This is a genomic window from Pedobacter sp. HMWF019 (genome assembly GCF_003061025.1).
Lineage (GTDB): Bacteria > Bacteroidota > Bacteroidia > Sphingobacteriales > Sphingobacteriaceae > Pedobacter.
Genome location: NZ_QAIL01000275.1, coordinates 31,500 through 47,152 on the forward strand (window position 1 = coordinate 31,500; position 15,653 = coordinate 47,152).

The following is a 15,653-nucleotide window of genomic DNA, read 5'->3' on the forward strand; positions in this document are numbered from 1 at the left end:
TCAAGATAAGGTTTATAATTGGTCATCAAATAACAATAACTTGTTATTTGATGACCAATATAGCAAAAACAAATAAAAGTCAAAGTGACATTTATTTGTTTTATGATTATAACTTTCTATTTAACTATCCATTCATGAATACCAGAAGAATTTTCCTTTGGAAGTTGTAGCTCTAATTTAATACTTTTGGTTTTAACGGGCTTAAAATTCAAAGTATTAAATTTATCTTTTTCTATTGTATATGTATTCACAGATTCTACTGGAATCCATTGCCCATCCTTTAGGTAAAGGACTTTGTAGTTTTCCGGAATCCTGCATCCACCCCAAGGCCCGTCATCATACCAATACACCTGCGACTGAGATACCTGATACTCCTGGTCAAAATCATATTGCAAATATTCCTTTGAATCCTTTTTTGGCCACCAGTGTAAATATGGATAATTGGTATCTTTTGAGTCAGCTGGTTCATATTGATCTTTAACAGCAACCAGCAATTGTTTATTCCTTAATGAACCAGACACTTTACTTTTAGAGGCAATGGTTGCTGCTGGCCTTGGCCTTGAGGCAGATTCATGGTAAGGAATCCAGACCGTCATTTCACTTGGCCCACGGTTGGCCCAGGCATAATAAGGAATAGCCCTTACTTCCTGATTTACCTTGACCAGTTCATCACTATTGACTTGTCTGCTAATACTAGTTCCTTTAACTGTTAGTAACTCTATACCATTAAGCATATCTGGCCTAAAGGCCATAGAAGGTATTGCATTTTTATCAACCAGAATATCTTGTACTACACTATCCCTATTATCAGGGCCTTCCAGGCAATAAACAATGGGGCCCCGCTGAAAAGCAAACCGCCCCTTATCGTCTTTAACCTGATCATTTGCCAGAACTTTACGGACTTCCATTGGAACATCTAAAGTAAGCTTATCCCCTTTTTTCCAAATACGATCTATAACAGCATAACCTTTAACAAACTTGTATTCAAGCGCTTTACCATTTAACAAAAGTGTTACCGGGTAAACTTTCCCATCGGAAAAACTATATAATGTTCCCGGTACCGGTTCGATTCCTGCCCAGCCAGGAATACGGATATGGAGGGCAAATTTCGCGTCTCGTTCCGGATCTATTTTAATATCTACGTTTCCTTTCCATGGATAATCCGTACTTTGTGAAATGTTCACTTTCGCCACAGGTAATTTGACTTCACTCTTGTTGCTCATGAAGAGATTTACGTATAGATTGTTATCATTCTGCGCATAGACATAACCTGGAACTGAAGGTAAAAAACGGGTCATATTGGAAATACAGCAGGCACAACTAAACCAGGCACTTCGCTGATGCTGGTGCATGGAAGCCAGTGGATTTGGATAAAAGAAACGGTCTCCAGAAAGAGAAACCCCGGAAAGTAATCCGTTGTACAGCGTGCGTTCCAGTACATCTATATACTTGGAATCACCATGAAGCTGAAACATCCGGCTGTTCCAATAGATATTAGCAATAGCTGCGCAGGTTTCTGCATAAGCCGACATATTCGGCAGCTGGTAGGCTGCTCCAAAAGCCTCACCTGCTCCCGTTGCCCCAATTCCACCGGTTATATATAATTTTTTGTTCACCACATCATTCCAGATATCATCAATGGCATGGAGGTATTTCTGGTCGCCGGTAATTGCTGCTACGTCTGCCATACCTGTATACATGTAGGTTGCTCTTACGGCATGCCCAACAGCTTCATGCTGGTCTACAACTTTTGCATGGGCCTGGTTATAAGCATCTCCTTTTGGACCACGCACATCGAGAAAGAACTTAGCCAGTTGCAAGTATTTTTCGTTTCCGGTTATCCGGTATAATTTGACCAGACCAATCTCCACCACCTGGTGCCCGGGGTATTTTTCTTCCTTACCATAACCAAAATCCTTCACCAGCAGATCTGCATTTCTGATGGCAATGTTCAACAGCGTTTTCTTTCCTGTCGCCTGGTAGTGCGCGGCAGCAGACTCAAATAAATGTCCTGAATTGTACAACTCGTGGCTCAATTCTTCTTCCTTTTCCCAGCGTTTAGAACCTACCCAGTCGTGAGCCTTTGATGCATGTACCGTACGAAAAGTATAGAGGTAACCATCTTTTTCTTGTGCTTTTCCTATAATAGTGATCAGTGAATCTACATATTTATCCAAAGCAGGGTCTGCTTTCACTTGCATCGCATAAGAGGCACCTTCTATAACTTTATAAATATCAGTATCATCAAATGGAAAAGCACTTAATTTATCTCCGGGAATCGTCTTCGATGCACGCAGAAAATTATCAATCCTGCCATCCATTTTACATTGCTGCAGCGTATAAGGAATAGTCACTTCCGCATTTATTTCCATTTTCGGTGCCCAGAAAGCATCATTTACATGCACGTGTGTAAAAGCAACGGGCTGTATAGGATAATCTTTTTTTTGAGCATATATAACCATGGGGAACATGGATAATAGAAGTAGCCAGCGATTCGGTTTCATAGTGTGGTTAGGTCTAAGTTTAAGGATATTCAAATGTATTTGAATGAAGAGCTTTCGGCATACCGAATTTTAACCAATAGCAACAACATATTGCCTCATAACGGTCATTAAAAGGATATACCAAATTTACTGGTGCAGATAGCTTTGTTCTTTTATTCTCGGAGAAACAACCAGATAGATCAGGATCAATACCAGCATTAATCCAATAAAAAGCCAATAGTAACTGGCTCCCTGAAAGGAGGAGAAAAAGCCTTGATTGGAAATGCTGCGGTTGACCAGGGCTGTAAAAAAATTTCCAACAGCTATAGTGAGCAGCCATACCGCCCCCATGGTACTCTTCATGGAAGCTGGTGCATGTGTATAAGCATATTCAAGGCAGGTCACAGACACCATAACCTCTGCAGCGGCCAAAATAAAATAAGCCAGAACCTGCCACCAGATGGAAGGGCTAAGTCCTTTATCAACAGCCCCCTGTAAGATGGCTATAACGATAAAAGAAATCACCATCAATATTAGTCCTGCTCCGATTCGCCTTAGGGGACTGGTCTTTATCCCCCTGCGCTCAAAGAAGGGATAAATACCATAGTTAAATACCGGTATCAACAACAGCAGGAAGAACGGGTTAACGGTCTGTACTTGCTGAGGTAACAACTCGTAACCTAAAATATGTCTATCCAGCTTTCCGGCTTGTAAAACCCATTCAGAAAGATTCTGATCCCACATGGCCCAAAACAATGGAATGAAACTAAAAATTCCAATCACCCGATATACAGCTTTGATATCTTCTACTTTCTCCGGATTAAACCTTTCTTTAGCAACATCCAGTAATGAGGCACCAGGTTTCCTCTTATAAAAATGAGCCAGGGCATAAACCGAAATAAAAAGAAAATTGTCTTTTTTTATCCCTGCCGGTGGAACACGAACATAAGTTTTACGACCTGAGTAAAAAATCAATGTAGACACTGCCATTAAAATCCCTGGAATTCCAAATGCCCATTTAGGCCCATAAGCAGCATAGACCAATGGGATCACCAATGTGGAAACAGCAGACCCAGCATTGATACTGAAGTAAAACCATCCGTAAACCTTTGTAAGCAAGTGCTTGTTCTCTGCATTGAATTGGTCTCCTACATTGGCAGATACACAAGATTTTATGCCACCAGCCCCTATTGCAATCAAAACAAGCCCAATTCTGAATACGTCAAAGTCTTTCTCAAACATGGAGAGGATCAAATGTCCAAAACAATACAGGATAGATATCCAAAGAATAACTTTATATTTTCCAAAAAACCAATCGGCTGCAACAGCGCCAAGGAAAGGAACTGCATAAGCCAATGATACAAAAAAATGTGTAGCCTCATTGGCCTGTGCCTCTGCAATTCCCTGTAAAGAAGGGTTTAATGCTGGATTAAAAAACTGCACAACCAGAAATGTGGTTAAAATGGACCGCATACCGTAAAAACTAAATCTTTCGGCAGCTTCATTTGCGATAATATAAGGTAAACTTTTGGGATAGGCCATATCCGTAAATCTGGTGATTAATTTGCCTGTAAAATAATCGGTTATTAATTTAAACCAGTAGGATATTAACCAAAATCTATATTCAGATTTCTGCATTCCTCCTATTATACAACCTATACAATAGCACATTATGTGAAAATATTTGATGGCAACAGCTATTACTATCCATATTTTATTTTACCATAACATCCTTTATCCGAATCAGGTTAAAAAATGGCTGGTATTAGATAAAATCTTCCGAATAGGGGAAAATATACAACACTAATTTTATAAACGTCAACACAACTATTATAAAAACCAACCAAAATTATGAATGTGAAACTTACCCTATCCTTAACTAAGTTATTCGGGATTTTCTTTTTGATGATCCCCTGGCTTGCTTACGGACAAACCAAAGTTACCGGAATGGTAACAGACAAAAGTAACCTCCCTCTACCTGGAGTTACCATTAAGCTGAAAGGAACAGTTACAGGAACAATTACAGATGGCTCCGGTAAATTTTCTTTGATGGTTAAGCCAGATCAAAGCGCAGTCATGAGGTTTAGCCTGGTCGGCTACAAATCCAAAGAAGTTCCTATAGGCAACAACACCAGTTTAAATGTCCAGTTAGTTGAAGATGAAAATATGCTGGAGGATGTGGTATTGGTCGGCTATCAAAATGTACAACGAAAGAAAACTGCCGGAGCAATTGCAACGGTGAAAGGTAAAGATTTTGAAAACACCCCCTACTCTACTTTCGACGCCATGTTACAGGGGCGGGTAGCTGGATTAAATGTATTAAGTACTTCTGGCGAGCCAGGTGGAAACACCATCGTGAATATCAGAGGGGCAAGTAATGTCAACTTTGCACAAAACAGCGCACCACTATATGTGATTGACGGAATTATTTATGATGTAAACGATATTAATTCGGCTTATGGCAGTAGTCCTCTTCAAGCCATTAACCCCAATGATATTGAATCTGTAGACATACTAAAGGATGCCTCTGCATCTGCCGTTTATGGAGCCCGGGCGGCAAATGGCGTGATCATTGTAAAAACGAAACATGCCGCACTGGGAGCGCCACCGCAAATCAGACTCGCTTCCTATTTCGGTATTGCCAATAAACCTGCGTTAAAACCCATACAGACCGGAGCCGCAGAAAGAAGGCTCAAAATGGACCTGCTCTATGGCGGCAATGCCAATTACCAGAGTCTTGGTAATTTGAGCATGATGCTTACGGATAGTTTGAATCCAGTATTTAACAACAACACCGACTGGCAGGGCCTGTTTCTTCAGACAGGTCTGATCAGTAATATTGACGCCAGTATTGCAGCAGCTAAAGAAGACTATTCTTACCGTTTCTCCTTTAACCGTTATTCAGAAGATGGAGTAATGAAAGGCTATGGGATACAACGTGTTACCCCCAGGCTATTTTTACAGGTTAACCCAGCTAAATCCCTTCAAATCCAAACCAATCTGTTTGTAGGTCTGACAACAGCCAAACATGGCCAGGGCGATCAGAACAAATATCCATTTACAACCTGGGGTTTTCCTTCCTCTTTTTGGAAAATCGGAAAAGCTGAAGAAGAATTATATACTGGCCGTTATGACCAGTTGATGGACGATGACAAGACAACCAGCATTAATGGAAATACCTCCGCACAATACACCATTATGCCAGGGTTAAATTTAAAAAGTACTATTTCTTACAACATCAACAACAATACCCGCAGCTATTTTAAACCAAATCTGTTGAGCAGCAGTGGTCTTAATGAAGCTTACGGCTGGATTTATCAGGGCAACCGCTGGGAATTGGAAAACACACTGAATTACAATAAATCTTTAAAAAGTGGGCACAACCTTAATTTGATCCTGCTTCAAGGGATGGAAAAAAACGTAAATAACAACAGCTACAGCAGTAGTGTGGGCAACTCTGACGCGGTCAAAACAGTAAATGGAATTGCATCGGGAGCAAATCTTTTTGCCCGTAGTACAATCGAAAAGCGTTCCCGCTTGTCCTGGATGGGAAGTTTTATATATGATTACAAGAGCCGTTACCTGTTGCAAGCCGTTTATCGCGCTGATGCCTCTTCAAGATACAATGCAGACAGTCAGTGGGGCTCTTTCCCATCCATTTCTGCAGGTTGGAATATTTCAGAAGAAAAATTTTTTGAGCCCCTGAAAAAAGTAATCTCTTACCTCAAATTCAGAGGAAGCTATGGCATCACCGGTAATGACCCAGGTGCATATTACGCTCAATACCAATCCCTCATATCCAATGCAATTTATGATGGATCAGCACTGGGCAACGGTCAAGCTGGTCTAACTTATACCAATACCGGTATCATTTACAATCAAACGACCTACAACGGCACACAAGTCATCTATCCGGATTATACAAGTCCGGCTTCTGCAACAAGCATTACCTGGGAAAGAAGTCCGCAGGTAAACTTTGGAATTGATCTTGGGTTGTTTAACGACCGGATTTCCCTAACCGCAGATTACTATATCCGGGATTCCAAAAATAAAGTATTTGACGTAGGTGTTCCTCTCACTACCGGCTATGCATTAACCTCTAATAACTATGTGAACCTCCGCAACAGTGGGATCGAGTTCAGTGTAAACACGCGTAATCTTCCTGAGAAATCTAAACTGCAATGGAATACAAACTTCAATATTGCCTACAACAAAAACTATATCACTAAACTACCTAATGGCGGTCGGGACTTTACATTTGGCCCTCCATGGATGCAACAAACGTTAAGCGTAGGAGAACCTCTTTTCACATACAAAGTCTGGGATGTAAGGGGTATCTACTCCAGAGACTCTGATGTACCGGTAGATCCCTTAACCGGCAAAAGGATTACACAGTTTGGTGGTTCCCAGTTCAGTGCAGGCGATCCCGCACGTGTAGATCAAAACGGAGACTACAATATTGATTACAATGATCTGGTTTCTTATGGAAACCCAAACCCAGACATTACAGGTGGTTTAACCAATTCATTTTCTTACAAGGGTTTCACTCTCGACGTTCTGGTCACTTTTATTTCTGGAAGAAAATTACGCAATGGCTACCTCTCAGATAAACTTCAGGATGCTGGAACGGCCAACCCCTACCAGATATGGGGAGGATCATCCGGCCCCGCTTCAAACTTTAACGTTTCTGACTTTTGGAGCCAGCCCGGCGATATTGCCAAATATCCCGGATTAATTACCAATAATGTAGATAAATGGCATATAGGGCAAAGTTTGTTCATAGAAGATGCCAGTTTTATCAGGATCAAAAATATCAGATTGGGATACACCATACCCGAAAAATACACCAAGAGAATTGGCATCAGGTCAATCAGGGTGTATGGCATGATGGATAATGTTAAAATATGGTCCAGGTCTACCGTACCTGATCCTGAAGCCGTAGAGATTACCGGCTATTCTAGTGGAAATGACTACCCGATTCCAAAGAAATACACCTTTGGACTGGATTTAACCTTTTAACGAAAATGGATATGAAAAAGTTAATTATATATATAAGCTGTTTATTATTGGGCACAGTCCTACTTTCCTGCAAAAAATTTTTAGACGAAAAGCCCATCAGTGTTTCTACTGATCAGACCTTCTGGCGTAATGAAAGTGACGCCGATAAAGGAGTGGCCTCTGCTTACGCTTTATTAAGGGCTAGCCTGAACACCAATGGAATGGCCTTTTATGCTTATGGGGATTTACCTACGGATGAATATAACACCAATGAATACCGCCTGGGAGATGTAGCTAAGATCAACTGGTCTGTGTCTGTTCCCTTCGCTGAAACTGGAGATCGGATGATGAAACTAAGACGTTATGATCTTTTTTACAGAACTATTGATCAAAGCAACCGCTGCATTCAGTTTATTGGCAAAATGACCGATGATCAGTTTTCTTCTGTTGCAGCAAAGAACAACTTTCTTGGTGAAGCCTATTTTTTAAGGGCATTCAATTATTTCTATATGGCAAGAATTTGGGGCGACGTTCCCCTCGTTGTTCAATCTGTAAATATTACAGAGGCAGTGGATCTTCCAAGAAGCCCGCAAAACGAAATTTTAAAACAATGTATCAAGGATATTAATATGGCTATAAGTCTGTTGAGCTGGGATTATTCAAATGCCAACAATCGGGCAGTAAGGGCAAATAAAGGAGCAGCTTATGCACTTCTCGCCCACCTTTATGCCTGGCAGGGCGATTATGCCAATTGCACTACAGCCGCATCCGCAATTCTTGACAGGAAATTTTATCAATATGAGAACCGGGCTAGTTATTTAAATATTTTCAAAGGCAAATCTGCAGAAGGTATTTTTGAAATTGCGCAAAGTGATGAGAATGAAGGTAACACTACCGGAATCTCATTTTATACATTAAAAAGCCCCTACCTGACTACAAACACAGGAAATGCCCTTTTTATCATCAATCAAAACACATTGAGCAGTTTGTTTAATGACAGTCAGGACCTGAGGTTCCAAAAGGCTTTTGCTTTAACCAGCACCACAGATCCCATATGCATCAAATACAGTAACATCACCTACACGAGCGGGCAAAATGTAACCGTTGGTGTTGCCCACAATAATATTATTATTTTTCGCCTTGCCGATATAACCCTGCTAAAAGCAGAAGCCCTTGCCGCATTAGGCCAATACGATGAGGCAAAAAACTATTTAAATGAAGTAAGAACCAAAGCAGGCCTTAACAGCTGGGAAGGAACAAACGGCAATCTTTTTGAAGGGATTATTGATGAGCGTGGACGTGAGTTGTTTCTGGAAGGCCATCGCTTCTATGATCTGGTTAGACTCGGTCGAAAAACCGGAATTATGAAATTTGGTAACGATAAAATGGGTCAAGGTGATTTCAATGCCGGGAAATATTACTGGCCACTGGATCCCGCTTTGATGAGCATTAACAAAAAACTAACTCAAACTCCTTACTGGCGTTCTAAAATGTAATCTTATGAAAACAAAATCCATATACGTACTGGCCTGTGTTCTTGCACTAACCTGTTTTTTCAGCTGTAAAAAGAGCAGTTATCTTACAGATGGTGGTTTAAGCGACCCCAAAAGTTACCTGAGCACTTATGACTATTTAAAACAACACAAATATCACCTCTTTGATACCCTGATCATGGTTATTGACCATTACAACCTGAAAGAAGAAGTGAATGGTGCAGCAACTTTTTTTGCGCCCACAAACTATTCCATTAACAAATACCTTAAAGTGAAAAAAGATTCCATATTACAAGAAGATGAAAACGGAAAATATACTTTAGACGATATGTATAAGGACATCACTGCCGATTCTCTAAGGATATATATGCTCAAATCTCGGGTAGAGCTGATGACAACGCCAGAACAGGCAGCAATGGTAAACAATGCGGCCAATACTAAAACTGCAATTCAGCGTATATTACAGCCTAAAGCCTCTGGGGCCTGGTCTTCTGCACCAATTTACTATTTATATTACATCAGGGTGCGTGGCACATTAGATCCACAAGGTTCAACTTTACCTGCAGACGATCCGACTTCGGACGTTAAGGCCCAATGCCAGACAACAGGTATTGAACCATCAACTGGCGGTATGCTACATGTGCTGAACAACCAGCATACTTTCATCAGGTTCTAAACGCATTCAGTTTATCAATAGACAACACATCATGAGAAAAAAAAACATTGCATTATGCGTTTACTTGTGCGCCATTACCGCACTACTGGTTTATGGCTGCAAAAAAATAGAAAAGGGATTTATCAGCGATTACATGTATTATACCCCAAATCCTTTAATTGCGACCCAGGGAAATGTAACCACTTCTAATTCATTAGAACTGGATGGAACTACAGGTCCAGTCCATGTGAAGCTTCTGGCAGTAAGAAACCTAACTACTGGAAAAAATGCGCCAGAATTGCTAAAGGAATATATCATCAAACAATTCAACGGGCAGATCACAGCAGCAGATTCTACGATCGAACTGGTCAATAAGAAGATCATACTCAAACCTGCTGTTGCCCTAAGTGTTGGAGAAATTGGCGGCAGGATTGCTTTATCACAAGCCACGGCAAATATTGATACCGGCAGGTATACTATTGATGTGGAGGTGAGTAATATAAATGGCATCAGAACAATCAACAATGCATGCACCATTTTGATTACACCAAAGGCCAATTATGCAATTTCCGACAGCCCATTTTACACCACCTCCGACCTTGGTGCCGAAACTGGTTTCACCAGCAGTGTTTTTTTACCCATTACAGTAGATTATGATAAATCAGGACCAAATAAGATCATCTTCAGATTTACAGACAAAAATGGTGCTTTGTTCAATCCTGCGCAAGGTCAGGTGATAAGCCGAGGGGACCGCGGAAATTTTGCCCAGATGAATCCATACTACCCAACGGTAAAAACTGCAACCGGATTAGAATGGGAATTTATAGAACTACCGAATGGTTTTCCAATTAAAGAGGGAAATAACGGAACTGGAAATTACTATCGTATTCCAGGCAATTTTGTCGTGGAGAACAGAAATGTGAACCCGGTATTCTTTGATTTCAAAGTTTTTGCTGCCGGTACTTTTACTGTAACCATCCGGATTCCTACCGTGACCAAAAAACCTTAAATCTATATTTTGCGCAAAAAAACACCTTACAATTTAACCAAATAAAAAAGCCCGGACTAAATTTTAGTCCGGGCTTTTTTATGATCAAACCTTTCGTTTCTTCTTAAACTTACGTCCGTACCAGATCAGAAAACCAGTTATAGGTAAGGATGCGCCGATCAGTGAGCATAAAAAGGCCAGTACTTTACCTGGAAAACCCAATATACTGCCAACATGGATGTCGTAGTTCATTTTCCTTAATTTCCCACCAAAACCTGCACCGACATAAGGCGTGGAATAAATGTCCTTACGTTTTAGTTCTTTCAGACTATGCTGGTCGTAGGTATATCCCTGGCTATTATAAAACTGACCAGCAGTTGGATAAACAGTAATGCCAATAGTAGATTTTTTCTCAGCAGTATCAAGATACGAATAATAAAATCCTTGAGATTTTGGATGTTTGGCTATCACTTTGCTCCAGGCAATATCCATAGATTGCTCTGGGCTGTACACTTTCTTAACCTGAAGAGTATCTGATTTCAAATCTCTGAATTTGGCCATGTTTTCTCCCCCTGTAGTTACCCAATACAAACCTTCGCTGTACCAGTTGATCCCGTACACCATGCCCGTCAAGGCAATGGCAAGCAAAAAAATCAAGGAATAGAAACCAAGTACATTATGAAGATCCAGGTTTACTCTTTTAAAGGATGCACCCCATTTGATCTTAAAGCTTTTGTCTCTCGTGCTTTTGTTCCACTTCTTTGGGTACCACCAAATCAGCCCTGTAATCAGTAAAACAACAAAAACCATAGTGCCATAGTTTACAATTGGCCTCCCAATGGTATAAGGCATCCACAAAAACCGATGACCGTTTAATACAAATCTAAAGAAATCGGTTTCTCCCTTTTTACGCACCTCCGCTTTAAGAACTTCCCCGGTATATGGATGTATTTTTAAACTTGTCCCGCCACCTCTCCTGCCTTTTTCATTCGGTTGTTTTAAAAATACATTTATAGCACGTCCCTGCTGATATTGAGCGTAGGAAATTACCTTCCCTGGATATAACTTCGTAGCAATAGCGCTAAGTTGCGAAGGCGTGAGTACAGGTTTATCCTGTTTTTCTACTTTTGTTTCAGGCTCCAGTAAACCAGTAATTTCCTCATTAAAGACCCATATACAACCTGTTAAACATACAATCAAAACAATGATACCAGAAACCAGACCGAGCCAAAGATGGAGCCATTTATTAATCCTTGTAAATAAAGAATCCTTACTTTTCTTTTTGGTTGCAATATTTTTATTACCTGGTGTCATCGCTTTATTCTGATAAAATTTGATCCCATTATTTTATGTACTGGATAGCTGTAATTACCCCACCTTCAACTTTTAGTCCTTGAGTGGCAGTCTGTGTGGAAGCATCTATCTTGTAAACATAATTAGCCACCCCCTTCATATTCACTCCGATATAGGCTAACTTTCCGTCTTTAGGTGTATAATTATTGGTCGTAATACTTTCGATATTGGCTTCCAAAGGCAATCCGGTTACTTGTTTAAAGGTTTTATCCACCACATTCACAATCGCTATGGTTTTTCCTGTAGAATAAGCTCCTCTTTGTGCTTTAAGAATCACATTAACCACAAAATTATTATTACCTATATAAAGCCAGTCGGTAACTACATAGCCACCAGAAATTGCTTCAAAATCATAAAAATAGCTCTGATCAAATTCTGTAGTACCTGCAGTAATTCTGGTGATTGCAGAAGGTTTTGTGGAACTTAAAACACCATTGGTTGTTGCCACAGAAGAGGAGAATGCATATACATCTCCATTTTCCACTACTGCTAAACCATTAGTCATATATCTCCCTATAAAACTGGTCCTGTCGTCTTTAATCACTTTTTCTAATTGCATTTGTGGATAAGAGTAAACTGCAATCCACGCATTGTTAGGGTAAGCCGTACCAAATGAATCACCGCAACATCCTTTAATAGAAAAATAAGGCGCATATACTTTATTACCAACCTGTTTAATCCAGCTAAAATGTGCCGTTTCTCCATTATTGGAAAGGGTTTGCGTGTTTACAGTTCCCTCACCAGTAATCAATAGACTATTGGTGCTGATGCGGTACCAGCTAGACAATGGGTTTGTAATATTCCTGGAAATTTTAACCAACAACAGATCGTCATTAACCGGCGCAAATGCCTGAACCGTTTCGGTTTGGAAATTAGAGAGTTTATTGATCCTTCCATCCAGAATGTTATAAGTAGTTACTGCTCCTGGATTACCCTGTCCATACAACATACTGAAGAACTTGTTATTGCTGGTTACATAATAACGGTAGGTTCCATCTTGTTCTACACCATTTCCAGCGGTAGATATTGTTCCTTTTTCTAAATCACCAGCAGTCAGCAGGTAATCTGCAACACCAGTAGAAGCCACAGGAGTTACCGCCAGAATATAGTTCCCAAGATTTTCCGCTGCTTTGTCTTTTTTCATACAAGAGCTTAGCATAGCTGCAAAAGCCAAAACTCCGAATATTTTAGTTATAGTTGCTTTCATATTAGTTGTTGTTATTTTTATTAATGAAATACCTCAGGTTCAGATAGAACCCACGACTTGGTTTCTGTAAACTGAAATTATCGTAAAGAAGTGCATCTGTAATATTTTTTGCTTCAAGCCCGATATTATAACGCCCTTTCTCTAAGCTATAAACCAGATTTATATCGTGCGACAACTGTTTGGGAACGACATATTTACTTCCATTAGAACTGCTGCCCCCACGACTTGGCCAATACAACCAGAAAGCATGCACATATAATAGATTATAGCCTATGTTGAGATTATTGCCCTTTTTACCCATATTTTTAAGGGATACAGACACATCACTATTACCAAACAGATATGGGATGTTAGGCATTTGATCTAAATATACCACGCTCTCCGTTGTGTATTTTTCTCCTGTATTTGGGTTGATTTCATACTTTTGAAGATTTTGCAAGTATTGGTAGGTTACAGTTGTCCCAGCGGTAAACCAGTCTTTGTAAGAATACCTTATTTCCCCATCTAATCCCCAGGTACGAACACCATCTCTGTTGTCAGCAATCAGTTTAGATTGATTACTGTTCAATCGGTTGTAAATAAAATTGTCAGACTTTCTATAAATAGCATTGGCAGTGACAGAAAAGTTATTGATCTTATTTATAGAAAAGCTGTAGCTCATTCCAAGGTTAACATTATCACTCTTTTCTGGTTTCAATGCAGGATTTCCTTCCTGGTTTTCTACATCACCAAATATCTCCTGCGCTTCGGGCATACGATTGGTCAATTCATAAGATGTTTTAAGCTGTAAGTTTGGGGTAAAGAAATAGGTTAAGGCAGTACCATATCCGAGTTTTTTTATAGTGGCTTGATCTGCATTTCCAGTCCCATCAATATTGTTTTGATGGATATACTTACCAAATACTGTGGCACCAAGTTTATTTTTTATTTCGAAATTATATCCGAGTCCTAAAATATTCTTGTTTGTCTTTTTAGTTTTTTCATACTCCGCATTCGCCGGGTTCAGTTCATCACTTCCCTTTCTATTGAAAGTTGTAAACACATTACTTAGGGCCAGAGACTGATTCTCAGCCAATTTATAGTTGAACATGGCAGTCGCAAGACCGTTATTGTTTTTGTATTTGTATAAGCTTCTGGAGCGTTCTCCGTTAGAACCATTTGGTTTGCTGTTGCCATACCAATCGTAACGCACATTCATAGTGTCAATATTTTGCTCCTGTCCAAGGTTGTAATTGGCATTAACAGTTACATCCAGGCCTTCAATTAAATTGGTCTTTTTGTATTTCAAAGAAGGCATTATAATATTTCCTTTTCTATGCCATCCCCCAAATACAGATACCATACGCGCACCTGTCTGTATTTCTTTGTAGTTCTGGCCCATGGTTATACCCAGCAACAATTTATCCGCATAACTTTTGTCCACTACTCCAACATTTGCAATCACCGTTTCATTGTGATAGGTATCATGAAACCTTCTTAAGGTTGCTTTAGGTGCGTATGCACCTGTATAAATGTCTGAGGCCTCAACTTTTACTTTATAATTGTTGTCCGAATAATTCTGAAATGCATTCAGTTGAAAGGTCAACCCACCTTTTGTTGTTGCTGCCGCATTTATTACACTTCTGTGCGTGTTAAAAGATCCAAAGGAATAAGAGGCATCAACATAGTTACGGTAGCGATCACCAGTAACGATATTAATAGCACCGCCTAAAGCATCAGACCCCAACCACATAGGTACCACACCTTTATAAACTTCTACGCGGTCTGCAATATTAATAGGGATATTGTTAATTTGAAATGAAGAACCAAAATTATCCATCGGAATACCGTCAATAAAGTATTTGATGTGATTGCCGGAAAAACCATTTAACGAAAGGTTAAAGTTGGAACCTACTCCACCAGATTCTCTAACACGTATACCCGCTACACGATCTAACGCACCGGAAATATCAAGTGTCGTATTGTACAGTTTTTTAGCATCTATAGCCGTAACATTATAGGCCTGCTGACTGGTTTCCTGCACCGCCGTACGTCCTAATACAGTAACCTCAGATAAATCATTTTTATCTTCTTCAAGAGAAAACACCAGTAAATTGTCGTTTTTCAAAGGAAGTTCAATATTTTGTGTCTTGTCTCTAAAACCAATAAAAGTAATCCTGATTTTATAAGTCCCTTCCGGTATATCTGAAAGCTGAAATTTACCATTCTCATCAGTCACTGCATTTTTTTTACCTGGCGATAAAAATACACCGGCCCCATGTAATGGCGTCCCACTATTACTTTTTACCAATCCGGTTATTGTTATTTTTTGCTGCGCTTTTACAGGTACCACACTAAAAAGAAAAGCTAGTGTAATGAGCAATGCATAAAACTGATGAGATAAATATTGCATATTTAAATTGTTCTTATTTAGACTAATTATTAATTTGTGGCAAAAATAGAGGAATCCATGTACAGAATGTGCAGGGATTTATAC

Annotated in this window: 9 protein-coding genes; 4 read left to right on the forward strand and 5 right to left on the reverse strand. The window is 39.8% G+C overall.

Annotation, left to right across the window (positions count from 1 at the left end; genetic code table 11):
- Positions 1-116 precede the first annotated feature (116 nt).
- Together DBR11_RS16010 and DBR11_RS16015 are read right to left on the reverse strand one after the other, a co-directional pair.
- Positions 117-2,504 (reverse strand): glycoside hydrolase family 127 protein, encoded by a 2,388-nt coding sequence (locus tag DBR11_RS16010; protein ID WP_108553658.1) that lies wholly within the window; start codon positions 2,502-2,504, stop codon positions 117-119.
- 126 nt (positions 2,505-2,630) lie between these two features.
- Positions 2,631-4,121, reverse strand: coding sequence for a POT family MFS transporter (locus DBR11_RS16015; RefSeq protein WP_233260785.1), 1,491 nt, complete (start codon positions 4,119-4,121; stop codon positions 2,631-2,633).
- Between the two features lie 213 nt (positions 4,122-4,334).
- On the opposite strand from DBR11_RS16015, the gene DBR11_RS16020 reads away from it, so the two are divergent.
- From DBR11_RS16020 to DBR11_RS16035, 4 genes are read left to right on the forward strand one after another with little or no spacing between them, the layout of a single operon-like run.
- Positions 4,335-7,502 carry a SusC/RagA family TonB-linked outer membrane protein gene (locus DBR11_RS16020; RefSeq protein ID WP_108553659.1) on the forward strand — a complete coding sequence of 1,056 codons (3,168 nt, stop codon included), beginning with the start codon at positions 4,335-4,337 and terminating at the stop codon, positions 7,500-7,502.
- Positions 7,503-7,549: 47 nt separating this feature from the next.
- Positions 7,550-8,977, forward strand: a complete 1,428-nt coding sequence (locus tag DBR11_RS16025; RefSeq protein ID WP_158275300.1) for a RagB/SusD family nutrient uptake outer membrane protein — start codon at positions 7,550-7,552, stop codon at positions 8,975-8,977.
- Between the two features lie 4 nt (positions 8,978-8,981).
- On the forward strand, positions 8,982-9,650 hold the full coding sequence (locus DBR11_RS16030) for a hypothetical protein (protein WP_108553661.1): 669 nt from the start codon (positions 8,982-8,984) through the stop codon (positions 9,648-9,650).
- Between the two features lie 31 nt (positions 9,651-9,681).
- Entirely contained in the window at positions 9,682-10,638 is a 957-nt protein-coding gene (locus DBR11_RS16035) for a hypothetical protein (protein ID WP_108553662.1), read from the forward strand.
- An 84-nt stretch (positions 10,639-10,722) separates the two neighbouring features.
- On the opposite strand, the gene DBR11_RS16040 is transcribed toward DBR11_RS16035, so the two are convergent.
- From DBR11_RS16040 to DBR11_RS16050, 3 genes are read right to left on the reverse strand one after another with little or no spacing between them, the layout of a single operon-like run.
- A complete protein-coding gene (locus DBR11_RS16040; RefSeq protein WP_108553663.1) occupies positions 10,723-11,931 on the reverse strand; it encodes a PepSY domain-containing protein in 1,209 nt (402 codons plus the stop codon).
- Between the two features lie 28 nt (positions 11,932-11,959).
- Positions 11,960-13,177 carry a DUF4374 domain-containing protein gene (locus DBR11_RS16045; protein WP_108553664.1) on the reverse strand — a complete coding sequence of 406 codons (1,218 nt, stop codon included), beginning with the start codon at positions 13,175-13,177 and terminating at the stop codon, positions 11,960-11,962.
- Position 13,178: 1 nt separating this feature from the next.
- Complete coding sequence (locus DBR11_RS16050; protein ID WP_108553665.1) at positions 13,179-15,569, reverse strand: TonB-dependent receptor domain-containing protein; 2,391 nt, start codon at positions 15,567-15,569, stop codon at positions 13,179-13,181.
- Positions 15,570-15,653 lie beyond the last annotated feature (84 nt).

What these genes read in the sequence shown, in the direction of transcription:
- DBR11_RS16035 (WP_108553662.1), top strand. Translation starts at nt 9,682, where the DNA reads ATGAGAAAAAAAAACATTGCATTATGCGTTTACTTGTGCGCCATTACC.
- DBR11_RS16015 (WP_233260785.1), bottom strand. Translation starts at nt 4,121, where the DNA reads ATGCAGAAATCTGAATATAGATTTTGGTTAATATCCTACTGGTTTAAA.
- DBR11_RS16010 (WP_108553658.1), bottom strand. Translation starts at nt 2,504, where the DNA reads ATGAAACCGAATCGCTGGCTACTTCTATTATCCATGTTCCCCATGGTT.
- DBR11_RS16020 (WP_108553659.1), top strand. Translation starts at nt 4,335, where the DNA reads ATGAATGTGAAACTTACCCTATCCTTAACTAAGTTATTCGGGATTTTC.
- DBR11_RS16030 (WP_108553661.1), top strand. Translation starts at nt 8,982, where the DNA reads ATGAAAACAAAATCCATATACGTACTGGCCTGTGTTCTTGCACTAACC.
- DBR11_RS16050 (WP_108553665.1), bottom strand. Translation starts at nt 15,569, where the DNA reads ATGCAATATTTATCTCATCAGTTTTATGCATTGCTCATTACACTAGCT.
- DBR11_RS16045 (WP_108553664.1), bottom strand. Translation starts at nt 13,177, where the DNA reads ATGAAAGCAACTATAACTAAAATATTCGGAGTTTTGGCTTTTGCAGCT.
- DBR11_RS16040 (WP_108553663.1), bottom strand. Translation starts at nt 11,931, where the DNA reads ATGACACCAGGTAATAAAAATATTGCAACCAAAAAGAAAAGTAAGGAT.